Origin of the sequence: Natrialba taiwanensis DSM 12281, assembly GCF_000337595.1 — an archaeon.
Classification (GTDB): domain Archaea; phylum Halobacteriota; class Halobacteria; order Halobacteriales; family Natrialbaceae; genus Natrialba; species Natrialba taiwanensis.
Genome location: NZ_AOIL01000001.1, coordinates 92088 through 118970, shown reverse-complemented (window position 1 = coordinate 118970; position 26883 = coordinate 92088). Strand labels below are relative to the sequence as shown.

The window sequence follows — 26883 nt, the reverse complement described above, 5'->3', positions numbered from 1 at the left end:
TTGGACGGCGGATGGACGAGAGCGCCAACGGTGACGATCGACTGGTCCAACATAGTCGAACGGTTTACTAGCAGCAGTCGTCTATGCGTGTCCATGGTTGGCACGATAGCGCCGATGAAGTCGGTGCAGCGGGCCTTCGACGTGATCGACGCGCTCTGGAAACTCGACGGTGCGGGCCCGACTGAACTCGCCCGGACGATTGACATTCCGCGCAGTACGGCCCACGTCTATCTGCAAACGCTGGCGTCGACGGAGTACGTCGTCGGTGCGGACGGCACGTACGAACTCAGCCACTCCTTTCTCTCGATGGGGTCGAGACTAAAGTATCGAAACCAACTGTATCAGGTCTCGCACCGTTCTCTGCGGGTGTTGACGGACGAAACCGACGAGATCGTGACGCTCGTTATCGAGGAGGCCGGCGAAGCCGTCTTTCTCCACAATGAAACGGTTCAGCGTCGGTATCGAGTCGCTTGACTGAGGTTCCCATACACACTGGTAGTCGAATTGCACTTATTTAATTCTTGGGAGCAACTCCGGGTGGTCCTGTACGTCCGTCGCCTCGTCCATCCACATCACGGGATAGTGTTCCCGACGAGCTGTGGAACGAAACGACGCAGTGATCGAGGGACACCGATTAGAGCAGTCCCAGGAGCGTAACACCGTGAGTCAGCGCCGCGCTGATGGGGATCAGAACCAGCGTTCGGACGGCGAAAATCGCAGCGATGTCCCGAAAGCGAACCGGAATATCCGTGAACATATCCATCATCATCGGCCCGGATGCGGCGAGAAAGAGGATCTGGCCGCTGACGACGAGAATCACGAAGAACTGCGCTGCAGACGCGAGGCCGGTGGCCGTAAGCGCTCCCACGTACATGTCGGCAAAGCCGATGATGAGCGCGGAAGCGACGACGTCCGCATCCGGAATGCCGAACGCAGCAATGATCGGCTCCAGTGGAACGGCGATGACCTGAAAGAGGGGAGTGTTGTGGTAGAGGACGAGAACGGTCGTTCCGATGGCGACGACGGTCCCGGTCATTGTCGCCGTCAGCACGATTCCGTCGACGAGTCCCTTCCAGGCGGCCCGCGGTGAGGACGTGCCTCTCGACTCGTCGATCGCCTCGCTGATAGCGAGTCGGACGTAGTCGCCGGCCGATCCCGTCAGATTCGGCTCGACGGCCGGTTCCGAGACGTACTCCTTCGGAACGCGTGACAGCGGCGGCAGTCGGATCGTCACAACCGCTGCTGCGACGATCGCAATCAGGTAGGCGAGCAGGATAACCGGGAAGATGTGGAGCATGTCGAACGCAGCCGCGAAGACGCCGATCGTCCCGATACTGCCCGTCCCGAAACAGGAACAGATGATGAATACCTCTCGTTTGTTGTAGCCACCGTGGTCGAAGACCTTCCGGGTAACGTAGAACCCGATCGCAAAGGAGCCCGCCCAGGAGGCGGCACCATCAAGTGCGGACCGCCCCGGGAGCCGGAAGAGCGGTTTCATGATCGGACGGGCGAGCGTGCCGACGAACTCCAGTGCGCCACACTCGATAAGGAGATTGACGAAAATCGATCCGAGCGGAATGATAATGACGATGCTCAACAGTAACGTCTCCCAGACGACGCCCGAGACCGCGGGGTCGAGGATCAATGACGGCCCGCTCTCGAGGAAGAACCCGGTTGCAACCACTGCACCTACGATCCGGAGTATCCAGAACGCGGTATTCGTCTCCCAGAGGTCGAGGTTTAGTCGAGACGCAGTTTCAGTATCGATATCGATGAGACCGCGATGATACGTTTCCGTCACCGTCGTGAGGACGGCTGCGCCGACGACCATAAGCCAGGCCATCCCCAGCACGTATTGTGCGAGGTTGGTTTCGATCAGGCCGACGAAGATGTCGAACGGCACCGTAATCGTGTTCTCCCACGGAACCGGCAGCACGAAAAACGCGACCCCAACGACGAAAATCGTCGTAAACCGAAGAAACGGAATCGTCTCCGTTTCGGTCAGTGACTCGTCGTCGATCGTTTGATCGTCCGCTTCGGTCTCCTCCCAGACATCCGTATCGCTACGCCATGCGTCTTGGCGAAACATATCATGGTATGAGACACCACCACTGTATAAATGTATCGGTGATATTGTCCGCAAGAGCGCGAGCGAACACCACGTTCGACAATCTGTAATCCAACAATAGTGGATCACTGCCCAACCGAGGTCGGGCACCACCCAGAATTACACACATACGTCTGTAATTTATTGGCGGTATAGCGAGACGAGTTCAGTCCGTGCGTGGGAGCGACCGCACTGGTGAACTCGCATCCTCTTGCAGTCGTGTGGGCGAAATAGTCGCTCGCAGTGCCGAGGAGAGACCCACGACAGCTGGGCGGATGCGTCCGTCAATAGTAGACGAGAGGGTTGTGGCGGGGAGATGGATGAACTCGTGCTGTGGTGGGGAGTACTCGAGTGGGGCCGGGATGGTGGCGTCGTCAGGTCGGCGGTGATCGGCACACGGACGGTGGCTGAAGAGTGCGTTCGACGCGGTGCAAAACCGCGGATAGTCGCATGAGTGGTCCACGTATCCTGAACGCAAGCGATGGGGACGGGTGAAAGGCAGCCTCGCTGTCGCCGCGGGAGAGTGTCACGGTAACCCATATACTTAGGTGCCGGGAGTCTTACTGTCGAGTATGGACGTTACGGTCCCATCCGAGCAGCGGGCAATGCTCGAAGAAATCCGTCGATTCGGCGAAAACGAAATCGACCCGGTCACCGACGAGTTCAATCGAGCGGAGGAATACCCGGCAGCGATCGTGGACGAGGCCGCCGAAATGGGGTTGCTCGGCTCGCATTTCCCGGTCGAATACGGTGGTGCCGGGTACTCGATGAGAGAACGAGCGTTGCTGATCGAGGAGTTGTTCGCGATCGATCCCGGCATTGCGCTTTGGCTCACCAGTGCGGATTTCGGCAGCGAGGCGATTCTGGGATTCGGAACCGAGGAGCAGAAAGCGGAGTACCTGCCGCCGATCACGACAGGCGATGCGGTGATGGGGGCCGCAATCTCGGAACCCCAGGCCAGCTCCGACGTAACGTCGCTGTCGACGCGGGCAGAAAAAGACGCCGCTGAAGCGGCCTTGACTGATCCCTCGGCCGTCGAAGCGTCCGAAGACGGCGGCGAGTGGGTGATCAACGGTTCCAAGATGTGGATCACCAACGGGACCGTCGGCGATTACTTCGTCGTGCTCTGCGAGACGGACCCCGAGAGCGAGCGCCCTCACGCCGGGTACTCACAGCTCATCGTCGAGGCCGACTGCGACGGCTTCTCCGCCGAGAAGATCACCGGGAAGTTAGGCGTTCGCGCCAGCCCCACGGCTGAACTCGTGCTGGATGATGTCCGCGTTCCCGAGGAAAATCTTGTCGGCGAGCGCGGCGAGGGGTTCTACCAGCAGATGGCGTTCTTCGACGAGACGCGAGTGACGGTTGCAGCACAGGGTGTCGGCATCGCGAAGGGGGCCGCAGACCGAGCGCGCGAGTACGCCCGCGAGCGCGAACAGTTTGGACAGGCAATCGCCGACTTCCAGGCGATCCGACACAAACTCGCGGAAATGTATACCGCCATCGAGGCGGCGCGTAACCTCACGTACAAGGCGGCGTGGGCTGCGGATACTGACGATGTCGACGCCACCCGCTTTGCGTCGATAGCCAAAGAGTTCAGTTCGCGTGTCGCCGTCGATGTCGCGACCGAGGCCGTCCAGATACACGGAGGGGCCGGCTACGTGGACGACTTCGATGTCGAACGCTTCTACCGGGACGCAAAGATCACCCAGCTCTACGAGGGGACGACCGAGGTGCAAAAGAACGTGATCGCGCGTGAACTCCTCTCGTAATGACAGGTAGTCCGACTCCGGCAAAACAGACCGCCATAACCAACGTACGTTCACCAGAACTCAACCGACTACATAATCAACGATGATGGATTACGACCTGACACTGACGAAAACGCTCACCCGAGCGACCGATCAGTTCGGCCACAAGGAAATCGTCACCAAACTCGACGACGGCGGGTATCACCGCTACACCTACGCCGACGCCTACGAACGAATCTGCCAGTTAGCACACGCACTCGACGAGTACGGACTCGAACGGGGGGATCGCGTCTCCGTTATGGCAGTGAATCACTACCGTCATTACGAGTTGTACTACGGGCCCTCCTGCAGCGGCCGGAGCATCCACATGACGAATCACCGGCTTCCCGAAGAGCACCTGGTCACGATCATCAACGAAGCCGAGGACCGGCTGCTGTTCGTCGATCCCGCGTTCATCGAGACGATCGAATCCATCGAGGCTGAACTCGAGACCGTTGAGCAGTACGTGGTGCTCGACGATACTGTGCCCGACACGACGCTCTCGCCGGTTACGGACTACGAGTCGTTCATCGACGGACATCCGACCGAGTACGAGTGGCCGGACCTCGACGAGGAAACGGAGTGTGGCATCTGTTATACCTCCGGCACGACGGGCTTGCCGAAGGGCGCGAGTTACTCCCATCGGGGGCTGTACCTGCTCAGTCTGTCGTACGGAGCACGGGATAGTTTCGGGATCTGCGAGGAGGACGTGATCCTCCCCGTGGTGCCGATGTTCCACGTCAACGGCTGGTCGCTCCCCTACAGCGGGACGCTTTACGGGTCGTCGTTCGTCCTTCCAGGCACGCACACCGACCTCGAGAGCATCGAGGAACTGATCCGCGAGGAGTCGGTCACGATCGCCGCGGCCGTTCCCACCATCTGGACCGAGATGGCGTCGTACATCGACGACAACCCGACGGCGGACATCAGCACGCTCGACCGCATCCTTACCGGTGGGAGTTCGCCGCCACCGGCAATTATGCGCCGCTTCGACGAGGAGTTCGACGCACCGATCATCCAGGGCTACGGGATGACCGAAGCCTCCCCGCACCTGGTCAACACGCTCGTAACGACGGAAGTGCAGGACCTCCCGGAGGAGGAGCAGTACGATCTCCGCACGAAACCGGGACAGCCGACGCCCGGTGCCGAACTCAGACTCCGCGACGAGGACGGCGATCCCGTCCCGCACGACGGCGAGTCGACGGGCGAGATTCAGGCCCGCAGCCCGTGGGTCATCGACGAATATTACGCCCGCCCGGAGGCGACCCAGGAGTCGTTTACCGACGACGGCTGGTTCAAGACGGGCGACATCGGGACGATCGACGAGTACGGCTACCTCGACGTCGTCGATCGAGTCGACGACATCATCAAGAGCGGCGGCGAGTGGATCTCGTCGGTCGAACTCGAAAACGAACTGATGGCCCATGGCGATGTCGTCGAAGCGTCCGTCGTCAGCGTCGACCACGAACGGTGGCAGGAACGGCCGGTCGCGTACGTCGTCGGCGGCGACGGCGTGACCGAAGACGCCCTCCGAAATCATCTCCTCGATCGGTTCCCAAAGTGGTGGCTCCCGGATCTATTCGTCTTCACCGACGAGATCCCGCGCACGTCGACGGGAAAGTACGACAAGCAGTCCCTTCGGACGGCGTTCCAGCACGAACACGGGTCACTACCGATCGAGTCAAGCGGCGAGCCACCACGGTCACACAAGGACTGATTGGTCCGTCTACGCCGACGCAGACTATGACCGGTGGCGATTGCGACGAATAATTCCATTTCAGTGAGGCGATTCGGTCCCTCGACGAGATCGAAAGATAGACAAAACCCCGGCGTAGGAGGCGGATACCCTATACACAAGACGAGATTTTTTAAAGATCCACACCGTTACTCTCCGGTATGAACGACACGGTGATCGCGTAATGCGACGCGTTTCTGACCCTGTCGGTGTGACTGCGCTCGTAAGCGGCGGCCACTTTATTTCACACGTCTACCTCCTCGTACTCCCACCGCTCTTTCCGATCCTTGCTCCCGCCCTTGATACCACGGTCACCGATCTCGCAATCGGTATTACGCTGATATACGCTGCCCAATTTCTCTTCCAGATCCCGGTCGGTGAGTTCGTCGACCGAGTCGGTGGAAAACGCGCCGTCGTCGGCGGGATTGCCCTCTCTGCGATCAGTATCGGTCTTATCGGGTTCGCGACCACCGGGACGGAAGTTCTCGGCCTCGCGTTTCTCTCCGGAATCGGCCAAGCAGCGTTTCATCCGGGCGACTACGCCCTCCTCGATGCTGTCGGCGGGACGGATGCTGAAGGTCGACGGTTCAGCGTTCACACCTTCAGCGGATTCGTCGGATTCGCCGTCGCTCCCGGACTCATGACCGGACTGACGGCGATCGCAAACTGGCACGTCGCGTTTATCAGTGTCGGCGCAGGTGGACTCGTCTACGCGGTGATCTTCGCCCTTTCGATCGCTCCCGTCCACAGACAGCTACTCGCAGCGACCGCGAGTTCAGCCGCGATAGCGACCGACGGCGGCCGGTTCGAGAGCGTCCGAATGCTCCGTCGGCCGCTGGTCGCCGGCATGTTCGTCTTTTTCCTCCTGGTGACGCTCGCCGATACCGGCTTCCAGACGTATACGACGGCGCTGGCCACCGGTTTCGACTACTCAACCGCGCTTGGAAACACCGCCCTCACGGCCTTCCTCGCCGCAGCCGCCTGTTTCGTCCTCGTCGGCGGCGTGCTCGCCGACCGGTACGATAGCGGGACCATCATCATCGTCAGCGCGCTCTGGTCGGCGCTCGTGCTCTGGATCGGCCTCACCATGTCCCTGAACTCGCACGTGTTCGTTCTCGTCTGGAGTCTGGCCGGGGCCGGATTCGGACTCACGCTGCCGGCTCGTGATCGGATTACGAACGCTCTCGCCGAGGGCACCGACACCGGGAAGAGCTTCGGAATCGTCTATACTGGCCTCCCGATCGGCGGTGCACTCGCGCCGGTGTTGCTGGGATGGATCATCGATTACAACGGCGAACTCGCGGCCTTCAGGGCGATCGCACTGCTGTTTGTGGCTGCGGCAGTTCTCGTTCTCGCGCTTCGTCGGAGCCGATAGCGCTTGCTGGTCCCGCTATTGTACTGATCGGCACGGCGAGTCGATCAGTGACCGTACCGGTATTTGATCGTGATTGAATCGACCGTCTCCTGAAGTTTCTGTATGAGCGTTCGCCGGTACTCTTCGTTTTTGACCCGCTCCGTCGGCGTCACGATTCCGACGGCGCCCGCAACCTGCTCGTCGATGCTGATCGGGATTCCGACAAGCCCCATCCCGACGACCTGCTGGTTCCAATCGACGGCGTACCCGGCATCGCGAATATCCGCCAGCTCCGACCGAAGAACGCTCTCGTCCGTGATCGTCTGCTCCGTCACCGGCTCCAGCCCCTGCGTTTCGATGATCTCGTCGACCCGCTCGTCCGGAAGCTGTGCAAGGATCGCTTTCCCCGTCGCGTTCGTATGAAGCGGGGTCGTCATCCCCGAATACAGTCCCAATTCGAGCGACCGATCGCCGCGTTCCGTGTGGAGTATTACCGTCTCGTCGTGCTGTTCGACGACGAGCGTCACCAGTTCGTCGGTCTCCGCGGCGAGTTCACTGAGTAGTTGCTCGGAGACGCGAAAGAGACTGTTTCGGTGTTTAATCCGCGAGCCGGTCATCAGAAAGCGGTAGCTTAGAGAGTATTCGCCGCCGTCGTTCACGACGTAGCCGGTTTCCGCCAGGGTGCGCAGATAGACGTGGGCGGTGCTCTTCGGAATCGACATGCGGGTTGCGATTTCAGACGGCCCTGCGCGCTTTACCTCCCAGAGAACGGTGATGATATCGAACGCCCGCAGCACCGATGTCATCGTCGATGTTCCGTCTGTTGTCATGGTACCACCAAACACGAATGGCGAGTTAAGTCGTTCGATTATAGTGGACGACGGGACCAGCAATCGCCGAAACGGACGCCTCGGCTAGCCGTCGATCGGTAGCGAGCCGTATTCCGCGGCGAACTCCTCGCGAAGCACCTTCTTGTCGAGTTTGCCGGTCGAGGTCTTCGGGATCGATTCGACGACGAAGAACTCGTCCGGCAGCCACCACTTTGGAAATCGATCGCGGAGGTGCTCCCGAAGCGCATCCTCGCCGATTGATTCCCCGAGTACGACGTACGCAATGGGGCGTTCATCCCACTTTTTGTGGTCGACACCGAGCACCGTCGCCTCGTCGACGCCGTCGTGGGCCGTCAGTTCGTTTTCGAGTTCGAGCGAGGAGATCCACTCGCCGCCGCTTTTGATGACATCGTCGAGGCGGTCGACGACCTCGAGATAGCCGAACTCGTCGATGACGCCGACGTCACCGGTCTTAAACCAGCCGTCGTCGGTAAACGAGTCGTCGGTTTCCGCTGGGCGATTGTAGTACTCGTCGATGAGCCACGGTGCACGAGCCTGGATTTCGCCCGTCGACTCGCCGTCGTGTGGAACCGGATCGCCGTTTAGATCGCGGAGTCGAATGCGACAGCCGGGAGCGGGAAGTCCGGGTTTCAGTTGCTGTTGGTACTGCTCGCGTTCGGAGAGGTCCTGCACTTCGGTCGTCGTCATGGTATTGACGAGATGGGGCGCGGCTTCGGTCATCCCGTACCCCTGCTTGATCGGCGCATCGATCTCTTTATCGAACGTCTCCATGAGCCACTCGGGCGGAGACGTGCCGCCGATGAGCACGCGATCGAGACTCTCGAGGTTGAACTCGTCGTCCGCATCGGTCCCACCGGCTGTATCGTAGTAGTCGGCCATTTCTAGCCACACCGTCGTGACCGCCGCGGTGACGGTCACGTTCTCGCGGTCGATGAGGCCGGCAATCTGTTTGGTCCCGGTCTTTGAACCGGGGAGCACGAGCTTCGAACCGCACATCGTCGCTGTGTAGGGGAGTCCCCAGCCGTTGACGTGGTACATCGGCACGACCGGCATCACGACATCGCGCTCGCTAATGGCGAAGACGTCGACGTGGCTGTGGGTCACCGTGTGGAGGTACAGATCGCGGTGGGAGTAGGCTGCGCCCTTCGGAAGCCCGGTCGTTCCGGAGGTGTAGCAGATTCCCGCCTCCTGGTTCTCGTCGATGGCGGGCCAATCGTAGTCGGCGTCTTGCCCTTCGAGGAGGTCCTCGTAGGCGTGGATCGGCTCGAGACTGGTCTCGGGGACTTCGTCAGCGAGGACGACGTACTGCTCGACCGTCTCGAGCCGGTCGGCGACGGCCTCGACGGTATCGACGAGATGGGGATCGACGAAGACGACTTCGTCTTCGGCTTCGGTGATGATCTCGACGATGTGCTCGTCCGGCAGCATGTGGTTCGTCATGTGGATACTCCGACCGCTACAGGGGAGCGCGAAGTAGAGTTCGTAGTGGCGGTGGTGGTTGAGCGCCATCACCGACAGTCGCGTTTCGGGGGAGACGCCGAGTTCGTCGAGTGCGTGTGCGAGTTGTCCCATTCGGTCGGACGCATCGGCGTACGTGTAGCGGTGGGTCCGTCCGTCGAGTTCTTCGGAGACGATTTCTTTGTGGGAAAAGAGGTCAGTGGCCCGTTCGAGCATGACCTGTAGTGTGAGTTCGTAATCGTTCATCGGGGGTCACCGGGTGGGTGGATCGGATCGAAGCTGACGCGGGCGATCTGTCCGTGCGATCGCGGGGATCGGGGTGTGGTGGGTACTGTCGAGAACGTCGTTCCTTCGGCCCGGGGCGATGTTCGCAAGGCCGCGTCTGACCGTGGAGCCGTTGGGCGAGGCGATTGCAGCGAGTTGTTGACTCGCGGTGGTACCGGCGTGGACGGTGGCGTATCGTCTACCCACAGACACCATTACGAAATCATGTGGTGAGATACCATATATAGCTTTTGTGGAACGGTTGCGCGACGGTGCGATCGGTGGCTACAGTTCCGCTTCGAGTTCACGAACGGTATCGCGGACGTTGCGAACGCGTTCGGCCTGGCTGTCGTTGGTTTCGGAGAGCGTTTCGATCTCGGTTGCGATGTCCCGAATCTGGTCGACGGACGAGTCGAGCATGCTCGCGATCTCTTCGGCGCTTGCGGCTTGGTCGTCGGTTGCGTCGGCGATCTGGTCGACGCCGGTGGCTGCCTCGGTGGCTGCGGTCTCGATTTCGGACTGTTTGTCGTCGACGACCCGTGCGTGTTCGATGGCGTCGTCGACGCGATCGAGCGTCGTTTCGACGCTTTCGATGGTTTCGGCGGTGTTGGTTCGGATCTCTCCGACGATGTCTTCGATGGTGTCGACTTCCGATTTCGATTGATCGGCGAGTTCTTTGACTTCGCTTGCGACGACGCGAAAGCCCGCGACGTTGGTGTCTGCCTGTGCCGCCTGAATGTTGGCGTTCAGCGCCAGTAGGTTGGTCTCGTCCGCGATATTGTCGATGACATCGACGACCGTATCGATTTCTTCGACCCGGTCTTCCAGGAGGCGACTGTTCTCGGCGAGCGTCGTCGTCGCGTCGCGAACCTCGTCGATCGAGGAGACGATTTCCGTGGTCGCCGCCCTGGATTCGTCGGCCAGTTCGGCCGCGGTCGCGCTCTGGTCGCTGACCTCGGTGGCGCTGGCGGCGATTTCCTCGACGGTCGCCGAGAGCGATTCCATCTCGTCGCGGACCGATTCGAGGTTCGCGACCTGGTCGTCGGCGAACGCTTCGAGTTCGGCGTTGGTCTCGGCGGTGGTCTCGCTCGCGGCGAGCAACTCTTCGACCGCACCGTTGACGGTATCGCTGATCGATTCCTGCACGCGTTTTACGTCCTCGCGCTGTTCGACCAGATCGGTAACGATGCTCACGTACTCGAACGCGCCGATAACGTCGCCGTCGGGAGCTTCGAGGGGTGTCCCAGCGGCGCGAATGTGCCACTCGTCGCCATCGTTCTGACCGGATCGAACGTCGTCCTCCCTGACCGATTCGCCCGTTCTGGCGATTTCTTCTGCCAGCGTTTCGTCGACCCCATCGGTCCCGATAACGTCGATCGCCTTCTCTCCGATCGCCCCCTCGTGGCCGATCCCGGTGAGCGCCGCGTGTTCCTCGTTCCAGTGGGTGATGACGCCGTCGTCGTTAACGACCAACACCGGTTCGGGGAACTCTGCGACTAACTGGTCGAAAAGGTGTCGCCAGAAGTTCCGTTCCTCTCGCAGCCGATCCGCTTCAGTTCGCGTATCCTCGCTCTCGGAGCGTGTGAGATCCGAGCGCGGGCGCAGACTCGTACTAGCCATTACGACCTGTTTGCTGAACAAGTACTAAATATCTACTGGCAGTTGCGGCCGGAGGCGGGCCGGGCGTCACAGCTATCGCGGTAGCGACGCATTCGTCAGAAGCGAATACTCCTTCTGGACGACCGAAGCATCATCGGAAAGGATTCCGGTTTCGGTACGGATATTTTTACATAGGTATGGTTGTAATACACCGTATCAGCGTCGTATTGGCTGTGAGAGACGGAACACAGCAAGTGAACGCATTTCCGCGGGAGGCACTCGAGCGACGATCGTGAACTCGTAGCCGAACAGAGATTCGTATTTCACGAACGAGGATCAGCGAGTTCCGAATCGAACAGCAGCCGGTTCAGCGGCTCGTGACGTGGCGGGTCGAGAGGACGCGACCGGTCCGGCGGCGGATCGCCGTATCGACTACGAGTACGTCTGGTTGAGTTCGATGATCGTCGCCGCATGGCGGAGTTTCGGCAGGATCGATTCCTGGATTCGATCCTCGTCCAGTCGGCTTCTCGGGCCAGAAACGCTGATGGCACCGGAGATCCGGTCGCCTCTAAAGACGGGCACTGCGACGCAGTGTAACCCGTTGATACGCTCTTCCCGGTCGTACGCGACCTCCTGCTGTCTGATCGTTTCGAGTTCGTCGAGCAGCGGCTCCCGGTCGGTGATCGTCCGGTCCGTTTTCGCCGGGAGACCGTGACTGTCGATGATTTGTGCTCGTCGCTCCGGCGGGAGATAGGCGAGTACGGTCTTGCCGAGCGCTGTCGTGTGCAAATGCACGCATTGGCCGGTGTAGGAATCGATATTGACGGCATCTGAGCCTCGCTCTCGGACGATGAACACACCGTACCCGTTCTCTTCGACGAGGAGATTGGCCAGTTCGCCGGTCTCGTCGGCGACGGTTCTGAGTTCGGGTTTGCCGACGTCGTACAGTTTTTTTTGCGTTCGCGCGTACGCCCCGAGATCGAGGAACCGAAGGCCGAGTTCGTACGTCCGGCCGTCACTGACGACGTAGCCCTCGTGTTCCAGCGTTTTGAGATAGTTGTAGGCGCTGCTCTTTGGCAGCTCGAGTCGGTCGGCGATTGCCGTTACCGTCGCCCCGTCGAGTTCTTTGAGCGCTTCGACGATTCGAAACGTCGTCTGTGCCGTTTTCACGGGTGTTTCCGGTTTCGTGTCGCTCGTTGTCATTGTACACGATAGACTGTTCGCAATGTACTAATAGCTATTCGTCCGTGGCAACTGTTTCAGACGGCCTGCTGTAACAATTGACCGACGAAACCGCAAACCGACCCGCGGCTGGCCGGAACTGACTGCCAGCGATCCTCCTACCCATCGACACAGCAGGGATCGCGGCGGGTGAACTCGTCGCCTGGCTCGTCGAACCGGGCGATTCCGTCGAGAAAGGGCAACTGGTCGCGGAAGTCGAGACCGACAAACGCTCGTCGAGATTCCGTCGGCGTACGACGGCGTCGTCGCGGCACTGCTCTTGCTCGAGTCGCGTCAGTAGGAGACGGTTTTCGTGATCGCTTCCTCGATCCGCGGCGGGTGCGGAACGTAATAGTCCTCCATCGAGAGCAGCGGAACGGGGATGTCGAAGCCGGTCACGCGCTCGATCGGCGCTTCCAGATACAGCAAGACCTCGTCGTTGATCGTCGCGACGAGTTCGCCGGCGAACCCGCCCGTCTTGGCCGCCTCGTGGACCACGACGCAGCGGCCGGTCTTTCGAACCGACTCGGTGACCGTCTCCCGGTCGAGCGGGGAGATCGTCCGCAGGTCGATCACCTCGGCGTCGACGCCGTCGAGGTTGTCAACGGCCTCGAGCGTCTTGTGCATCATCGCACCCCACGAGACGACGGTCACGTCTTCGCCTTCCCGCCGGATCGCCGCTTCGCCGAGCGGCTCGGTGTAGGCTCCCTCGGGGATGTCCTCGCGCAGCGAACGGTAGACGTGTTTCGGCTCCATGAACAGAACCGGATCGGGATCGCGAATGGCGCTGATGAGCATCCCCTTGGCGTCGTGCGGCGTCGACGGGATCGCGACCGTAAGCCCCGGAACGTGGCCGTACGCTCCCTCCAGACTCTCGGAGTGGTGTTCGAGCGCCCTGACGCCGGCCCCGTAGGGCGTCCGAACGACCATCGGCGCGGTGAGTTCGCCGCGCGTTCGCCAGCGAATCCGACTGGCGTTCGTGACCAACTGGTCGAACGCCGGCGGCAGAAAGCCGGAGAACTGTATCTCCGCGATCGGACGGAACCCGTGGGTCGCCAGGCCGACCGCGCTACCGACGATCGCGATCTCCGAGAGTGGCGTATCGAGGACCCGGTCCGACCCGAACGCCGCTAAAAGCCCGTCCGTCGCCCGGAAGACGCCGCCGGACTCGGCAACGTCCTGCCCGAAGACCAACGTCCGGTCGTCGTTTCGCATCTCCGCGTGCAGTGCGTCGTTGATCGCATCGATGATTGTTGCGTTCATGACATCACCCCTTCGGCCGCTGTTCGATGAACTCGTACGTGTCCGGTCGCTCCTCCAGCAGGTCGCGCAATTCCTCGAGTTGGCGCTCCAACTCGGGCGGCATCTCCTCATGGAGGTACGCGAAGAGTTCCTCGACGCCGCGTTCTTCGACGGCGTCGGCGGCGTCGACAGCCTCGTCGAACTCCGCCTCGACCTCCTCGCGGATCGCGTCCTCGTCGATCGCGTCCCAGCGTCCAGTCTGCTCCAAGAACGACCGGTATCGCGCTAACGGATCGCGTTCCTCCCACTCGTCGACCTCGTCGCCGGAGCGATACCGCGTCGGGTCGTCGCTCGTCGTGTGCGCGCTGCGCCGGTAGGTGACGGCTTCGACCAGAACCGGCGCTCCCTCGAGGGCACGTTCGCGAGCCGTCGAGACCGCGTTGTAGACCGCGAGCACGTCGTTCCCGTCAACGCGGATGCCGTCGACGCCGTACGCCAGGGCCTTCTGGGCGACCGTCTCGGCGTTCGTCTGTTCGTCGAACGGCAGCGAAATCGCGTACTGGTTGTTCTGACAGAAGAACACGGCCGGGACACCGAGGACGCCGGCGAAGTTCAGCCCTTCGTGGAACGCGCCGGTCGAGGTCGCCCCGTCGCCCAGATTCGCGAACGCGATGGCGTCCTCGCCGTCGAGTTCGAGTCCCCAGGCCTTGCCGGTCGCAAGCGGGATGTGCGACCCGATCGAGATGGCCATGCCGAAGACGTTCGCCCCCTCCATTCGCGAGGCGTCTTCGATGCCCCGCCAGTACAACAGCAGGTCGCGCATCGAGAGACCGTGTAACAACAACGCGCCGGCCTCGCGTCCGTACGGAAAGATCCAGTCGTCGCGCGAGAGTGCGTAGCCGCTGCCGATGATGCTGGCCTCCTGGCCGTGGCCTGACGCGATCGTCCCGAGGCGGCCGCGTCGCTGGAGTTTCGTCGCTCGCTCGTCGTAGATGCGTTGCAGAAGCATCCAGCGGTAGAAATCGCGGAAGGCCTCGTTGTCGAGATCCGGAACTCGTTCGGCGGCGAACGAACCGTCGGAACGTACCACGCGGTACGTTTCGATCTCTAGATCCCCCTGCGAGAGCGGATCGACGCCGATGTCGGCCGCTGCTGGAGGCACTGTTCGTGGGCTGTCGTCCATAGTACGCCTCAACATGGCTCCATCAGCCGTATAAATCTTTGCGACTGATTCTCAACGGCAGTTACACGAGTGCAAGACGCGGTTTCATGAAGACAAGACGCGGCGCGATGGACCGCCGAGCGACGAAAGCCCGCCGCATGGTTATCGCCTCTTTCACCGATCGAATCGGCGGCCCGTGCCCGGCATCGTGAGTGCCGGTTGATCACAATCTTTTTACCACCTTACGAGAATTGGAAGGTGTATGCTACCACGTGACAGGAGAGCATTCCTCAAGAGTGGGGCCACAGCCACCGTCGGCCTGACCGGACTGGCTGGCTGTCTCGGCGGGGGAAGCGGTGATGGGACGCTCGGATTCAACTTCACCGTCCCGGTCGAGAATCTGGGTTCCTTGCTGGATATCCCCGACATCCAGGACCAACTCGACAACATCGGTGCGGAGTACGAACTCGACGTCTCGCAGAACTCGAGCACTCCGGATTCGTTGAACGCGCTGGCAGCCGGGGAGTCCGATCTCTGTCTCGTGACGACGGTGAGTTACGCCTCCGCGGTGATGCAGGAAGCCGTCCCCGGAAACATCACGATGCTCGCGACGGACTTCTGGGACGCACACGCGGACCACTACGGATTCACGATCTTCTCGCACGGCGACTCGGATATCACCGAACCGGCGGATATGGAGGGAGCGACGCTGGGCGTCAACGCTCTGGGAACCGGCATCCACTCGGTGTACCAGCGCCAACTCCTCGATCTCGGGCTCGATCCCGACGAAGACGTTGAGTTCGTCGAGCAGGATTTTCCGACGTTTACGGCCGGTCTCGAAGACGGTATCTTCGATGTCGCGATCTATCCCGCGCTGTTCGCACCTCAGGCCCGAGAAAACGGCTTCAACGAGGTGTTTTCCAGCCAGGACGTCTGGGACGAGGCGTATCCGTTCGCGTACATCGTCGCCTCGAATACCGCTCTCGAAGAGAAAGAGTCGGCCGTGCGGTCGTGGATGGAAGACTACGTCACCGTCGTCGACTACATGTTCGAGAACCGGGACGAGGTCGTCTCCCTGGCCAGCGACCACTTCGAACTTCCCGAACCGTTAGTCGATTCGTTCTTCCTGACCGAGGCGGATTACTACCGGGACGATATCGAGATCGATACCGACCGCCTCCAGTACGCGATGGACGAGATGCACGACATGGGGTTCACCGACGACACGTTCGACGTCGAGGAGTACGCGACCAACGAATACCTCCCGTGAGGAACACGAGATCCGACCATGAACCGAACGCAGACCCACCGACAGCACCCCTCGAACGCAGAATCGGCACACGAGACGATGGTTGACGGACACGTGACGATCACCGAACTCGAAAAGGTGTACGAATCGGGAGACGAACGAACGACGGCGATCGAGGACTTCTCGGTGACGGTTCCGAGCGGCGAGTTCCTCGGCGTCGTCGGCCCGAGCGGCTGTGGCAAGAGTACGCTGCTCTATCTCGTCGCCGGCTTCCTCGAACAGACGACAGGGACGATCGCCGTCGACAGCGATCCGATCGACGGTCCCGGGACGGATCGCGGCGTCGTCTTCCAGGACTACGCTCTCTTTCCGTGGCGAACGGTCATGGGAAACGTCACGTACGGACTCGAAGAGAAAGGCGTCGGCAAAGAGAAGCGCCAGGCGACCGCCCAGCGGTTCATCGACATGATGGACCTCGACGGCTTCGAGGACAAGTACCCGAAAGAGCTGTCCGGCGGGATGAAACAGCGCGTCGCGCTCGCCAGAACGCTCGCGTACGATCCGAAGATCCTCCTGATGGACGAACCCTTCGGCGCGCTCGACCAACCGCTGCGCGAATCACTCCAGGACCACCTCATCGACATCTGGCGCGAACTCGAAAAGACGGTCATCTTCATCACCCACGACGTCGAGGAGGCGGTGTATCTCTCCGAACGCGTGCTGATCATGACCCGCCACCCGGGGACCAAAAAGACCACCGTCAATATCGAACTGGACCGCACGCAGCCCCGAGAAGAACTCGTTCTGTCCGACGAGTATACCACCACGAAAAACGACGTGTGGCAATCGCTTCGGGAAGAAACGACGCCCGGAGGAGAACACTGAGCGCATGTCCTACGCCGACTTCCGACTGGAGACGGTTGCAGAAACGATCCCGAACCCGTTCAGACGGGTCGTCCGGTTCGTCTTCGAGTGGATTCCGATCGCGATCGTCGCGGGACTGTGGGAACTGGCGAGCGGCACCATCGTTTCGAGCGAGATACTCCCGCCGCCGTCCGCCGTCTTCGCGGTCTCGTGGGAGTTGCTCGTTTCCGGACGGCTCCTCCCGCACTTGCAGGTGTCGCTCTACCGGATCGGCGTCGGACTCGGCCTGAGCATCGTCGTCGGCGTCGCACTCGGCGTCGGAATGGCCCGCGTGAAGCCGATCGAGAACTTCTTCGAGGTGTTCCTGGCGCTGATCTACCCCGTCCCGAAGGCCGCACTCGTGCCGCTTGCGATCCTCTGGCTCGGCGTCGGTACGGAGACGGCGATCCTGATCGTCTTCCTCGCCTGTTTGCTTCCGATCGTCCTGAACAGCTACAACGCCGCGCGAAACGTCGATCGAAACCTGATCTGGTCGGCGCGGATGATGGGAATGCCCGCGTGGAAACTCCCGATCAAGGTCGTCGTCCCGGCGACGATACCGAGTATCCTCACCGGGATTCGACAGGCGATCCCGATCGCGTTCATCGCGCTGGTCAGCGCCGAACTCATCGCCTCGAATCGCGGCGTCGGATTCGAAATCCTGCGGCACGGACAGATCGGGAACTACACGTCGATGTTCGCCGTTCTCGTCGTTATCTCGGGGACGGCGTTCGTCGCCGTCCGCGGCTACGAGTGGCTCGAACGGCGGGTGGTCACATGGACGTGACCAGAACGGTCGGCCTCGATCGCAACGACGTGATCGCCGCCGCCAAATCGATCTACTCGCTCGTACTGCTGTTGCTCCTGTGGGAGTTCGTCGCGCAGTACGACATGGTCCACTCCTACTTCCTGCCGCCGTTATCGGACGTGCTGGCTACGTTCTACGAGTTGACTGCCGACGGCACGATGCTCGAACACGCGTACCTGACGTTCCGCCGGGCGATGGCCGGTCTCCTGCTTGCGTGTCTCCTCGGTATCGTCGTCGGCGTGCTCGCCGCCCGGAACCGCATCATGGGCTGGTTCTGGGACCCGATCATCGAGGTCGGCTACCCGGTGCCGGTGATCGCGCTCGTTCCCGTCTTCATGTTCTGGTTCGGCACCGGCGACCTGTCGAAGATCATGCTGGTCGCCGTCGGCTGCTTCTGGCCAGTCGCGATCAACGCCCGCAACGCGACCCGCGAGGTCGACGAGAACCTCGTCTGGTCGGCGCGAATGATGGGCACCTCGGACCGCCGACTGCTCCGACGGGTCGTCGTTCCGGCGGCAGCACCAGGGATCATCTCGGGCGTCCAAATCGCGCTACCGATCGCGCTGATCGTCACGTTCGTCTTCGAGATGGTCGCCGGCGGCGGCGGGCTGGGCCACCTCGAAATCCAAGGCGTCCGGTCGTTCGAGTCGGCGCAGGTGTACGCATCGCTCATCGCAATTATGATCGTGGGATTCACCCTCGACCGCGGGCTGCGATACCTTCGCGGCCGACTCCTCGTGTGGACCTGACCGACGGAGACCACAGATTGGCAGCCGCTCACGAACGGGTTACTGCCGACCTCGAACTGTCGTCACTGGTCGGCTCCCTGAACTCGTTTCGGCCTGGGGTGGATCACACTATCCGGTTCATCAGTGGACACCGTGTTGCCGGTGAAAATCTCCCCGCTGCGGGCGCTATCACGGGAAAACAAGCCTCGAGCGGACGAGAGAAAGCGGCTATCCGACGCGAGATACAACCAGCCTGACGCCTGTCGGCTGGCGTGTTCCGGCGACGAAGACGTGCCGCGTGAGCCAGTCCAGTTCCGGATCGGCGGTTTCGAACGCGTACTTCGCCACCAACTTCGTCGGCCGTTCGGCCCGAAAGAGTTGATAATCCATGCCGGCCGACAGCACTCGTCCGTTATACCGCCCCGTCACTGTACCGCCGCTAATCGGGATGCGCCTGTCTCGCCGATCTCGATCGGTGCTTCGACTTCGACGGTCAACTCGAGAACACGCTCGAGTTTGGGGGGGTGGCGGTCGCCGTAGCCAAGACGAACCGAGCGAGGTGAGTCGGTACCAGTGTCCGAGAACGGACCGATCCGGCGGCAGCGTTCGAGAATTCTTATAGGACTCGACCCTCTCAGTACGAGACACCACATGAGTTTCACACGAACGTGGACGGTTCGATTCTCGGATACGGATCCGTTCGGAATCGCACACTACCCGCGGATGATCGATGCGATTCACGAGACCTCGGATATGTTCATGGAATCGATCGGCTGGCCCTTCTGGGAACTGACCGACGAACACGGGATCGGTCTCCCGCTCGTCTCGATGGATTTCGACTTTACGGGCCAGGTGGAAGCCGGCGACGACGTCGAGATCGAACTGACGCCGACGGTCGGCGAATCGAGCGTGCAACTGGAATACCGAGCAACGCACGACGAGACCGTCGTCTTCAGCGGGACGGAACACCGCGTCTGCGTTCCCGTCGACGGCGACGGCGGCGTTCCCGTCCCCGACGAGCTCAGAACGGCTCTCGACGGCGTTGCCGACTGAGTCGTCCCACTGAGACGACCGTGGACGAGCGGATTTGGACGATGAGACCGTGGTCCGATGGTGAGTGCGTTCGTAGCACGACGAAACCGTGTCCCAGACCGGTGTAGGCGAACCCCGGAACGGATTCGTCGGAAGCGGTGCGTTTCAGCGAGCGGTCGTCACCGTTCCGTCGCCACGGCCGTGCGTTTCGTTACCACATCATTTATGACGAATGCGTCGAAAGCGCAGAGCATGCTTCGGGCGACGAGTGTTAGCAAATCGTTCGGCGGCCTGGTCGCCGTCGACGACGTAACTTTCGAGATCGGAGACGAGGAGATCGTCGGATTGATCGGGCCGAACGGAGCCGGCAAGACGACGCTGTTCAACGCGATTACGGGCGTCCATCCGCCCACCGAGGGAACGATCGTCCTGGACAATACGGAGCTTACCGGCAGCAAGCCACACGAAATCGCGAGAGCCGGCGTTGCCAGGACCTTCCAGACGGCACGGACGTTCGACGAGGCGACTGTCATCGAGAACGTCGCCATCGGTGCCGTCTTCGGCAACGGCGATTCGAAAGCCCACGCCGAAACGCGGGCCTACGAACTGCTCGAGTTCATCGGCCTCGACGAGCAGTCCCACGATCCGGTCGGCGAACTCAACATCGCGGACCGGAAACTGCTCGAACTCGCCCGGGCGCTTGCGACCGAGCCGGCGTTCGTCCTCGTCGACGAGATCGGCAGCGGTCTCACGCCGACTGAACTCGAGACACTGACGGAGACGTTAGAGCGCATCCGTTCCGAGCGCGGGATCTCCGTCTTCTGGATCGAGCACATCGTCGATGCGATCATGGGTGCGACGGATCGGATCATCGTTCTCAATCAGGGTGCGAAGATCGCGGACGGAACGCCTGCAGAGGTCCAGTCCGATCAGCAAGTTGCCGAGGCCTACCTCGGTGGGGTGGAGGTATGACGTTGCTCAAGGTCGACAGGGTAGACGTCTCTTACGGCGATCTACAGGTCCTGTGGGACGTATCGATGGCGATTGCGGAGGAGGATTCGGTCGTGACGTTGGTCGGGCCGAACGGCGCGGGCAAGACGACGCTGCTCAGAACGCTCTCGGGCCTGCTCGAGCCGTCCGCCGGGACGATCGAGATCCTCGGTTCGGATATCTCGACCCGTCGCGCCGAGGAGATCGTCGACCTCGGCTTGGTCCACGTGCCCGAGGAGCGGAACCTCTTCGACGAGATGACGGTCGCCGAAAACCTGCGGATGGGATCGTACAGACACCGCGACGAGTTCGAGGAGACGCACGCGGAGGTCGTCGAGATGTTCCCCGTTCTCGAGGAGCGCCGGGAGCAGAAGGCGGGGACGTTAAGCGGCGGCGAACAGCAGATGCTCGCGATCGGCCGCGGGTTGATGGCACAACCCGACATCCTCGCGCTGGACGAACCGTCCGGTGCGCTCGCCCCGCAACTCGCCGAGCGGGTGTTCGAGAAGATCGAGGAGATCAGTACGGACGTGACCGTCTTGCTCGTCGAGCAACACGTCGATCGGGCGCTCGAACTCGCGGACCGGGCCTACCTGCTAGAGAACGGGCGCATCGCCGCCGAGGGAACGGGGACGGAGTTGCTCGAGAGCGACCACGTCGTGGAGGCGTATCTCCACGGCTAAACATGACGGTCCCCGAACCGGGCCGACGGCGTCCCATGAGTGCCGCGAGCAGGCTCGAACTCACTCGCGAGCGGACCGGCGACAAAAAGATTGAAGGATGGTAAGTGTGAGTTGATACCGTGGTACAAATGCCAGAGACGGGATTACACCGAATACAGCGTCGAACGGTGCTGAAATCGACTGGGGCCGGCGTGGGGATCGGACTTATGGCCGGGTGCATGGGCGGGAGCGGGGGCGGCGATACGCACACTATTGCGGGACTACAGCCTCACTCGGGACCCTTTGCCCTGTACGGAGACGCCCACACGGCGGGGATCGAGTTCGCGATTGAGGAGATCAACGCCGACGGCGGCGTCCTCGATCAGGAACTCGAACACATCGCGGAGGACACCGGATCGGAACCGAGCGAGGCGGTGACGATCCTCAACCGGCTCGTCGAAACTGAGGACGCCGTCGCCGCCGTCGGCCCGGTCTCGAGCGACGTAGGAGTCCTGACCTCGGAGAACGCGGAAGAACTCGAGGTGCCGCTGTTCTTGCACACGTCGGGCGACATCGAGATTCTCTCGCGGAACTCGAGCTACACGTTCCGGACGGCGCTGCCGCCCGCGCCGGCGTTCATCCAGGCCGTCGCGGACATCATCGAAGACAACGGGTACGAGACGATCGGGGCGATCAACGCCGACTACGCGTGGGGGATCGCAGCCGAGGATGCCATCGAGCGAACCTTCCCAGACAATATCGATCTCACGATGCGAACGGCACCGCAGGGGGAGAGCGATTTCGCGCCGTACCTCCGCGATATGCCGAGCGATCTGGACGTGCTGGTCGGCTCGGGACATCCGCCGGGACTGAACGACATGTTCAGTCAGATGATGGAGGTCGGACTCGAACCCGAACTGATGACCGGGGCCGTCGACCCGCCGGAGACGAATTACAACGGGATCGGGGACGCCGTCGCGAACGGGTTCACGTTCGGTCACCTTCCGGACGTGTACTCCGAGGAGTACCAGGAGATCGCCGACCGGTTCTACGAGGAGACGGGCGGTTATTTCGGCCCGACACAGGCGGCCGGATACGTCACGGTGCAGTTGATCGCGGAGGCGATGCGCCAACAGGAGTCGGCCGATCCACAGGACGTTGCAGCGGGAACACGCCAACTCGAGTTCGACACGATCTACGCCGAACCGGTCCAGTATACGGAGTGGGGTGAGCTGGACAACTACTCGCTAATCTGGAGCGGGTTCGAGACGCAGGCACCGGCGTATTATCCGGACGGCGACTTCGATCTGCACGAGGTCTACCGGACGGATACCCTCTCGGCGATCGATCCGAGGGAATGGTAGCCCGGGACGGCTATAGTGCAACTGAAACGCTTCACACCGATCGTACAGCCCTCGTGCGATCGGGTGTGCAGTGACTTTCAGTGGGGACTGTCGCATACTGGTCTCTTTTTGAGACGGAGTCGCGGTCACGTGCGTGCCCTGCGGTGGTCGGGAAACGTGCGCAGGAGAGATGACGGGGTTTGTGCCCCTTCTCGCTAGCTTTCGCGCCACGTCGCGATCCGCTCGCGAGTTCGAAATCGATCGTTCAGGATGCGGTCCGCGAACGGGACGACGCCCTGTCGGAAGTAGAGGAAGAGGAAGATCAGGAGTGCGCCGAAGATCACTGTTCGCCACTCTCCCGTGGATGCCAGTCCTTCGTCTATCCAGATGACGAGTCCGGCCCCAACGAGTGGCCCGAGGAGTGTCCGCATCCCACCGACGATGAGGATGATCAGGACGAGCACGTCGATCACCTGGAACTCGAACAGGCCGGGGATAACGAATCCCTCCAGTTGCGCGTACAACGGACCGACGAGCCCGATGATGAAGGCGCTGGTGAACCCCGCGAGAACCTTGTACCGGACCACGTCGACGCCGATCGATTCGGCGGCGACCTCGTCCTGTCGGATCGCGTCGAAGGCCAATCCGTACGTCGAGTTGCGAAGCCACTCGTAGAAGGCGAACGTCGCGCCGAGGAGTGCGAGCACGAGGTAATAGAGGATCACGTGCTCGTGGATGCCGAACCCCTCCTGGAGCGACTCGAATCCTAGGCCCGAGAAGATGAGCCCGGTGCTCCCGCCGGTGATGTCGCGGGCACCGACGAAGAACTCGATGACCGCAAACTGCAGCGCGAGGGTCAAGATGGCGATCAGGATGACGGTAAACTGGAGCCGCGCCGCGACGTAACAGACGAGGGAACCGATCGCGCCGGTTAGGAGGGCACCGATGAAGAGCGTCACCCACGGCGAGACGCCGAGCGCCTCGGCCGAAATAGCGGTAGTATACGCGCCGATTCCAGTCAGTGCACCAACGAACAGGAACAGTTGGTCCGTGTGTCCGAAGACGATGTTGAGCGCCATCGCGAGCGTCGCGAAAATCGCTGCGAGGATGATCAGTCGGGAAACGTACGTCGCACCCTCGCGGAAGACGACCGGAGGAACGAGTGCGAGTAGTCCCAGGACGAGCGGTAACCGAATTGTCTCCCAATCAGTGCCACCGACGCGCGTGAGTAGTGCGTGAATCATTGGTATTGATAGTGTCCGTGTGTACCGAGTTCGTTATGCGACCTGCTCCGGCTGGAGCAGCAGTGCGACGATCGCGGCCGCGAACAGTGCGATTTCGGCGACGTACGCGCCGACGTACGCGCTCGTGAACGTGGCAATGAGGCCGAGGACGAGTCCCGCTGCGACCGCGCCGACGATGCTCGTCACGCCGCCGACGATGGACACGATCAACGCCAGGATCGTCAGCTCGAATCCCTCCGCTGCACCGACCTGCTGGGTGAAGCTGTAGAGAATCCCCGCAACCGCCGCGATGGACGCGCTAAGCACGAACACGAGCGTTCGCATCTTTCGTGGGCTGATTCCGCAGAGAACCGCTCCGGTCTCGTCCTGTAGAACCGTCCTCATCGCCCGTCCGAGATACGTTCGGCGGAAGAAGTAATACAGCCCCGCGAACACGGCGAGACTGATTGCAATAATCGCGATCGAGGAACCGCGTATCTGTGCACCGAGGACCGTCGTCGACGGAACCCCGACGGAGAGCGAGTACGACGATGGACGAGCGATAACGAGCAGTCCGTCGAGAAGCGTCGCCAACCCGAGCGTAACGAAAATTCCGAGCAACACCCGCTCTTCACCCTCGGATCGGTAGACGAACGAGAGCAGCGACTTGTCGACGACCAGGCCGAGTCCAGTGACGGCGACGACGGCAAGGACGACCGAGAGCGGGAGACTCGACGTGATCCCGAGGAGTTCGATCGCGATGACGACCGCGATCGCCGAAAAGACCCCGATCGACAGGTTGAGCACGCCACCGAGCCCGAACACGATCGTGATTCCGAGTCCGAGCAGGGCCAGGACGAGCCCCTGTGTGATCCCGTCGATCGCAAATTCCACTAGCTGTGTTACCGACGCTGACACCATTACAGATGTGCTATCACATCACCATATCTTATACATTGTGGTCGGCTAGGCGGCCACACCCTACTGTTTCACTGAGCACTTGTGTGGTGACACGCTGGATTGTACCATGCGTTCAGATCACACATGCCGTTCGCTCTCAGGAAACGAGACCATGTCCCGAACGGTCTATAATTTAGGACCGGCTGATCCGATGAGAATCCTGTGAGACGAGTTCACATCGATTCCGTGAGCAGATGGGGCGACTTACGCAGATTGGTTTACAGTAGTACCCATGTAATGGCGGCACGGCAAAATACTGTTGACGGGCCAACTACTACGTTTCGTCACAGCGAACAAGAGGGATTTGTTTCCCCGCATGATCTACTAGAAGTCTTGAACATCTCTTATATAGACGCAACAGAAAGAATTCCTATGGAAAATCGTGATATCGATGGACGATCCGTCAAATCGGACGAGACGCTGTTCGCCATCATCGAATGCTTAAAGCGCACGAACGGTGCAGGTGTCACTGAACTCGCCAATCGGCTCGATCTCGCAAAGAGCACCGTTCACAAACACCTCGTGGCGCTCGAACGCCACCGGTACGTCGTCAAAGAGGACGGTCAGTATCGTCTCGGACTCCAGTTTTTCACCGCCGGCATCCACGTTCGGAACCAGTACGAGGTCTATCACGCCGCCAAGAATCGAGTCGACAGGCTCGCAGCCGAGACGAACGAGGCGGCCTGGCTCATCGTTCACGAAAACGGGATGGGGATGTTCATCTACGGCGTTGCCCACAACGAGGCGTTCACCTTCGACTCGACGATCGGCACGTGGGTCTACTTACACGCGAACTCGGCCGGCAAGGCGATCCTGGCTCACCTCCCCGACGACGAGGTCTCGTCGATCATCGACCGCCACGGACTGCCGGCACAAACTGAGAACACGATCACCGATTACGAGACCCTGCTCAATGAACTCGTGGAGGTTAGAGACCGCGGCTATGCGATGAACGCACAGGAGGATCTCCGGGGACTGCACGCGATCGCATCTCCGGTCATCACCGATGGCCGGCCGGTCGCGGCCGTCACCATCGCGGGTGCCGCAAACCGGGTTACGGAGGAGCGGATCGAAGACGACCTGTCCGAGCGCCTGCTCGAAGCGGTCGACGACATCGAACTGCGACTGGTGTATGGATGACGTCGCGGGGATCGCCCGATCGCGCAGTCAATGGTGTCAGATGAAGAAATCAGGCTGAATCGCGAGAAACAGGACTCCGGCGAACGCGTACGTCGCCCCGATGAGAACGCGTACGGCACGATCCGCACTGTACCGGCCGGTGAGACACCAGGTCCCGGCACACGCGGGAACGATTCCGGCGACTGCAACCCGCTGTGAGAGTGCGCCGAGCGCGATCGCGACACCCAACAGTCCGACGCTGGCGAAGATGAAACCGATTGCAACGAATCGTGCCCGACTCGGACCGAGAGCGACGGGGATCGTCCGTTTCGAAAGACGGCGGTCGTGTCGGTAGTCCACGATATCTAACAGCACGTTGGTCCCGACGAGGAGGGGGAACAGCGCGAGACAAACGGCGATAACAGCGGCCGAAACGGTACCGGTCTGGGCGGCATATCCGCCCAGCATTGCGAGGACGATCCCCAGCGGATAGTCAGCGGTTCCGGTGACCGGTCCGGTATCGAGAGACGGCGCGTGAAGGTGACCCAGAACGACCAGCGGAACCGTGAGGACGACGGCCACGAGTTCAGCCGCAGCACGCAGCCAGAGGAATCCAATGCACGCGGTTGCACCCGCAGTCGCGAGGCCGATTGCGAGCCGGAGTGCGCGCGGCGAGAGCGGATTCGTCTCGTCCTCACCGCGGACGTAGTAGTCGACGTACCCGTCCTTGAGGTGGGCGACGTAGACGGCAAGCGACACCGCGAGCACGTGGCCAATCGCCGGACCAACGCTGAACTCGGCGGCGAGGAGGGCACCGAAAACCGACATCGCTGCGCCCGGGAGCAGGAATATCGGCTGGACGTGCTTCCAGAGGCCGCGAACTGTCGCGGTGTGGCGGCCGAGGAGCGATCGGTCGTGCACGGTCGCAGTTGCCGGGCGGGCGTAATAGCAATCGTGGTTTGGAGCGGGCGCGGCCGGATCGCACGGATCGGACCGCGTTTGGATCTCGAAACGCTGTCCGGAGGCGAGAACCGATCGGCAACGAATCCCGTCACCATAATCATTAATATCCTCGGTATCCCCTCC

Annotated in this window: 25 protein-coding genes; 14 read left to right on the top strand and 11 right to left on the bottom strand. The window is 61.4% G+C overall.

Features of this window, described 5'->3' with window-relative positions; translation table 11 throughout:
• Positions 1-93: 93 nt before the first annotated feature.
• The gene (locus C484_RS00470) at positions 94-474 is read left to right on the top strand and encodes a helix-turn-helix domain-containing protein (protein ID WP_169332866.1); all 381 of its coding nucleotides are present in this window, start codon (positions 94-96) and stop codon (positions 472-474) included.
• 160 nt (positions 475-634) lie between these two features.
• Here the strand turns inward: C484_RS00470 and C484_RS00465 are convergent, their stop codons facing one another.
• Positions 635-2089 carry a YjiH family protein gene (locus tag C484_RS00465; protein ID WP_006824012.1) on the bottom strand — a complete coding sequence of 485 codons (1455 nt, stop codon included), beginning with the start codon at positions 2087-2089 and terminating at the stop codon, positions 635-637.
• A 590-nt stretch (positions 2090-2679) separates the two neighbouring features.
• Here C484_RS00465 and C484_RS00460 point away from each other — a divergent pair.
• From C484_RS00460 to C484_RS00450, 3 genes are all read left to right on the top strand, one after another.
• Positions 2680-3876: an acyl-CoA dehydrogenase family protein gene (locus C484_RS00460; protein WP_006824011.1), complete on the top strand. Its 1197-nt coding sequence runs from the start codon at positions 2680-2682 to the stop codon at positions 3874-3876.
• 85 nt (positions 3877-3961) lie between these two features.
• A complete protein-coding gene (locus C484_RS00455; RefSeq protein WP_006824010.1) occupies positions 3962-5611 on the top strand; it encodes a long-chain fatty acid--CoA ligase in 1650 nt (549 codons plus the stop codon).
• A 202-nt stretch (positions 5612-5813) separates the two neighbouring features.
• On the top strand, positions 5814-7004 hold the full coding sequence (locus C484_RS00450; RefSeq protein ID WP_006824009.1) for an MFS transporter: 1191 nt from the start codon (positions 5814-5816) through the stop codon (positions 7002-7004).
• Between the two features lie 44 nt (positions 7005-7048).
• Here the strand turns inward: C484_RS00450 and C484_RS00445 are convergent, their stop codons facing one another.
• From C484_RS00445 to C484_RS00430, 4 genes are all read right to left on the bottom strand, one after another.
• Entirely contained in the window at positions 7049-7813 is a 765-nt protein-coding gene (locus C484_RS00445; protein WP_083867253.1) for an IclR family transcriptional regulator, read from the bottom strand.
• Positions 7814-7897: 84 nt separating this feature from the next.
• Positions 7898-9538, bottom strand: coding sequence for a long-chain-fatty-acid--CoA ligase (locus C484_RS00440; protein ID WP_006824007.1), 1641 nt, complete (start codon positions 9536-9538; stop codon positions 7898-7900).
• Positions 9539-9841: 303 nt separating this feature from the next.
• The gene (locus tag C484_RS00435; protein WP_006824006.1) at positions 9842-11176 is read right to left on the bottom strand and encodes a methyl-accepting chemotaxis protein; all 1335 of its coding nucleotides are present in this window, start codon (positions 11174-11176) and stop codon (positions 9842-9844) included.
• A 411-nt stretch (positions 11177-11587) separates the two neighbouring features.
• Positions 11588-12358, bottom strand: coding sequence for an IclR family transcriptional regulator (locus tag C484_RS00430; protein WP_006824005.1), 771 nt, complete (start codon positions 12356-12358; stop codon positions 11588-11590).
• 122 nt (positions 12359-12480) lie between these two features.
• Here C484_RS00430 and C484_RS21830 point away from each other — a divergent pair, with 122 nt between their 5' ends.
• Positions 12481-12693 (top strand): biotin/lipoyl-containing protein, encoded by a 213-nt coding sequence (locus C484_RS21830; protein ID WP_394295287.1) that lies wholly within the window; start codon positions 12481-12483, stop codon positions 12691-12693.
• Here C484_RS21830 and C484_RS00425 read toward each other — a convergent pair.
• Positions 12671-13639, bottom strand: coding sequence for an alpha-ketoacid dehydrogenase subunit beta (locus tag C484_RS00425; protein ID WP_006824004.1), 969 nt, complete (start codon positions 13637-13639; stop codon positions 12671-12673). The two genes, C484_RS21830 and C484_RS00425, sit on opposite strands and share 23 nt — an antisense overlap.
• A 4-nt stretch (positions 13640-13643) precedes the next feature.
• Positions 13644-14801, bottom strand: a complete 1158-nt coding sequence (locus C484_RS00420) for a thiamine pyrophosphate-dependent dehydrogenase E1 component subunit alpha (RefSeq protein ID WP_006824003.1) — start codon at positions 14799-14801, stop codon at positions 13644-13646.
• A 241-nt stretch (positions 14802-15042) separates the two neighbouring features.
• Here C484_RS00420 and C484_RS00415 point away from each other — a divergent pair, with 241 nt between their 5' ends.
• The 4 genes from C484_RS00415 to C484_RS00400 are packed head-to-tail and all read left to right on the top strand — an operon-like array spanning position 15043 to position 18489.
• Positions 15043-16050, top strand: coding sequence for an ABC transporter substrate-binding protein (locus C484_RS00415; protein ID WP_006824002.1), 1008 nt, complete (start codon positions 15043-15045; stop codon positions 16048-16050).
• A gap of 18 nt (positions 16051-16068) precedes the next feature.
• Positions 16069-16914: an ABC transporter ATP-binding protein gene (locus C484_RS00410; protein ID WP_006824001.1), complete on the top strand. Its 846-nt coding sequence runs from the start codon at positions 16069-16071 to the stop codon at positions 16912-16914.
• Between the two features lie 4 nt (positions 16915-16918).
• Positions 16919-17719 (top strand): ABC transporter permease, encoded by an 801-nt coding sequence (locus C484_RS00405; RefSeq protein ID WP_006824000.1) that lies wholly within the window; start codon positions 16919-16921, stop codon positions 17717-17719.
• Positions 17710-18489 carry an ABC transporter permease gene (locus tag C484_RS00400; RefSeq protein ID WP_006823999.1) on the top strand — a complete coding sequence of 260 codons (780 nt, stop codon included), beginning with the start codon at positions 17710-17712 and terminating at the stop codon, positions 18487-18489. The genes C484_RS00405 and C484_RS00400 overlap by 10 nt, the downstream gene beginning before the upstream one ends.
• A 207-nt stretch (positions 18490-18696) precedes the next feature.
• Here the strand turns inward: C484_RS00400 and C484_RS00395 are convergent, their stop codons facing one another.
• Positions 18697-18897 carry a DUF3237 family protein gene (locus C484_RS00395; protein ID WP_239640885.1) on the bottom strand — a complete coding sequence of 67 codons (201 nt, stop codon included), beginning with the start codon at positions 18895-18897 and terminating at the stop codon, positions 18697-18699.
• Between the two features lie 222 nt (positions 18898-19119).
• On the opposite strand from C484_RS00395, the gene C484_RS00390 reads away from it, so the two are divergent.
• The 4 genes from C484_RS00390 to C484_RS00375 all read left to right on the top strand — a co-directional run bounded on the left by C484_RS00390 (position 19120) and on the right by C484_RS00375 (position 22516).
• Positions 19120-19521, top strand: coding sequence for an acyl-CoA thioesterase (locus tag C484_RS00390; protein WP_006823996.1), 402 nt, complete (start codon positions 19120-19122; stop codon positions 19519-19521).
• A 231-nt stretch (positions 19522-19752) separates the two neighbouring features.
• Positions 19753-20472 carry an ABC transporter ATP-binding protein gene (locus tag C484_RS00385; protein WP_049914934.1) on the top strand — a complete coding sequence of 240 codons (720 nt, stop codon included), beginning with the start codon at positions 19753-19755 and terminating at the stop codon, positions 20470-20472.
• On the top strand, positions 20469-21173 hold the full coding sequence (locus tag C484_RS00380) for an ABC transporter ATP-binding protein (RefSeq protein WP_006823994.1): 705 nt from the start codon (positions 20469-20471) through the stop codon (positions 21171-21173). Before C484_RS00385 ends, C484_RS00380 begins: the two co-directional genes overlap by 4 nt.
• 128 nt (positions 21174-21301) lie before the next feature.
• Complete coding sequence (locus C484_RS00375; RefSeq protein WP_049914926.1) at positions 21302-22516, top strand: ABC transporter substrate-binding protein; 1215 nt, start codon at positions 21302-21304, stop codon at positions 22514-22516.
• Between the two features lie 194 nt (positions 22517-22710).
• On the opposite strand, the gene C484_RS00370 is transcribed toward C484_RS00375, so the two are convergent.
• Both C484_RS00370 and C484_RS00365 read right to left on the bottom strand, forming a co-directional pair.
• Positions 22711-23739: a branched-chain amino acid ABC transporter permease gene (locus tag C484_RS00370; RefSeq protein ID WP_006823992.1), complete on the bottom strand. Its 1029-nt coding sequence runs from the start codon at positions 23737-23739 to the stop codon at positions 22711-22713.
• Between the two features lie 33 nt (positions 23740-23772).
• Complete coding sequence (locus C484_RS00365) at positions 23773-24612, bottom strand: branched-chain amino acid ABC transporter permease (RefSeq protein WP_006823991.1); 840 nt, start codon at positions 24610-24612, stop codon at positions 23773-23775.
• Positions 24613-25050: 438 nt separating this feature from the next.
• Between C484_RS00365 and C484_RS00360 the strand changes: the two genes are divergently transcribed.
• Positions 25051-25818 (top strand): IclR family transcriptional regulator, encoded by a 768-nt coding sequence (locus C484_RS00360; protein WP_006823990.1) that lies wholly within the window; start codon positions 25051-25053, stop codon positions 25816-25818.
• Between the two features lie 36 nt (positions 25819-25854).
• Here the strand turns inward: C484_RS00360 and C484_RS00355 are convergent, their stop codons facing one another.
• On the bottom strand, positions 25855-26718 hold the full coding sequence (locus C484_RS00355) for a UbiA family prenyltransferase (protein ID WP_239640884.1): 864 nt from the start codon (positions 26716-26718) through the stop codon (positions 25855-25857).
• Between the last annotated feature and the right edge of the window lie 165 nt (positions 26719-26883).

Coding starts and splice junctions, on each gene's coding strand:
- C484_RS00470 (WP_169332866.1), top strand. CDS start 94: ATGGTTGGCACGATAGCGCCGATGAAGTCGGTGCAGCGGGCCTTCGAC.
- C484_RS00465 (WP_006824012.1), bottom strand. CDS start 2,089: ATGTTTCGCCAAGACGCATGGCGTAGCGATACGGATGTCTGGGAGGAG.
- C484_RS00460 (WP_006824011.1), top strand. CDS start 2,680: ATGGACGTTACGGTCCCATCCGAGCAGCGGGCAATGCTCGAAGAAATC.
- C484_RS00455 (WP_006824010.1), top strand. CDS start 3,962: ATGGATTACGACCTGACACTGACGAAAACGCTCACCCGAGCGACCGAT.
- C484_RS00450 (WP_006824009.1), top strand. CDS start 5,814: ATGCGACGCGTTTCTGACCCTGTCGGTGTGACTGCGCTCGTAAGCGGC.
- C484_RS00445 (WP_083867253.1), bottom strand. CDS start 7,813: ATGACAACAGACGGAACATCGACGATGACATCGGTGCTGCGGGCGTTC.
- C484_RS00440 (WP_006824007.1), bottom strand. CDS start 9,538: ATGAACGATTACGAACTCACACTACAGGTCATGCTCGAACGGGCCACT.
- C484_RS00435 (WP_006824006.1), bottom strand. CDS start 11,176: ATGGCTAGTACGAGTCTGCGCCCGCGCTCGGATCTCACACGCTCCGAG.
- C484_RS00430 (WP_006824005.1), bottom strand. CDS start 12,358: ATGACAACGAGCGACACGAAACCGGAAACACCCGTGAAAACGGCACAG.
- C484_RS00425 (WP_006824004.1), bottom strand. CDS start 13,639: ATGAACGCAACAATCATCGATGCGATCAACGACGCACTGCACGCGGAG.
- C484_RS00420 (WP_006824003.1), bottom strand. CDS start 14,801: ATGGACGACAGCCCACGAACAGTGCCTCCAGCAGCGGCCGACATCGGC.
- C484_RS00415 (WP_006824002.1), top strand. CDS start 15,043: ATGCTACCACGTGACAGGAGAGCATTCCTCAAGAGTGGGGCCACAGCC.
- C484_RS00410 (WP_006824001.1), top strand. CDS start 16,069: ATGAACCGAACGCAGACCCACCGACAGCACCCCTCGAACGCAGAATCG.
- C484_RS00405 (WP_006824000.1), top strand. CDS start 16,919: ATGTCCTACGCCGACTTCCGACTGGAGACGGTTGCAGAAACGATCCCG.
- C484_RS00400 (WP_006823999.1), top strand. CDS start 17,710: ATGGACGTGACCAGAACGGTCGGCCTCGATCGCAACGACGTGATCGCC.
- C484_RS00390 (WP_006823996.1), top strand. CDS start 19,120: ATGAGTTTCACACGAACGTGGACGGTTCGATTCTCGGATACGGATCCG.
- C484_RS00385 (WP_049914934.1), top strand. CDS start 19,753: ATGCTTCGGGCGACGAGTGTTAGCAAATCGTTCGGCGGCCTGGTCGCC.
- C484_RS00380 (WP_006823994.1), top strand. CDS start 20,469: ATGACGTTGCTCAAGGTCGACAGGGTAGACGTCTCTTACGGCGATCTA.
- C484_RS00375 (WP_049914926.1), top strand. CDS start 21,302: ATGCCAGAGACGGGATTACACCGAATACAGCGTCGAACGGTGCTGAAA.
- C484_RS00370 (WP_006823992.1), bottom strand. CDS start 23,739: ATGATTCACGCACTACTCACGCGCGTCGGTGGCACTGATTGGGAGACA.
- C484_RS00360 (WP_006823990.1), top strand. CDS start 25,051: ATGGAAAATCGTGATATCGATGGACGATCCGTCAAATCGGACGAGACG.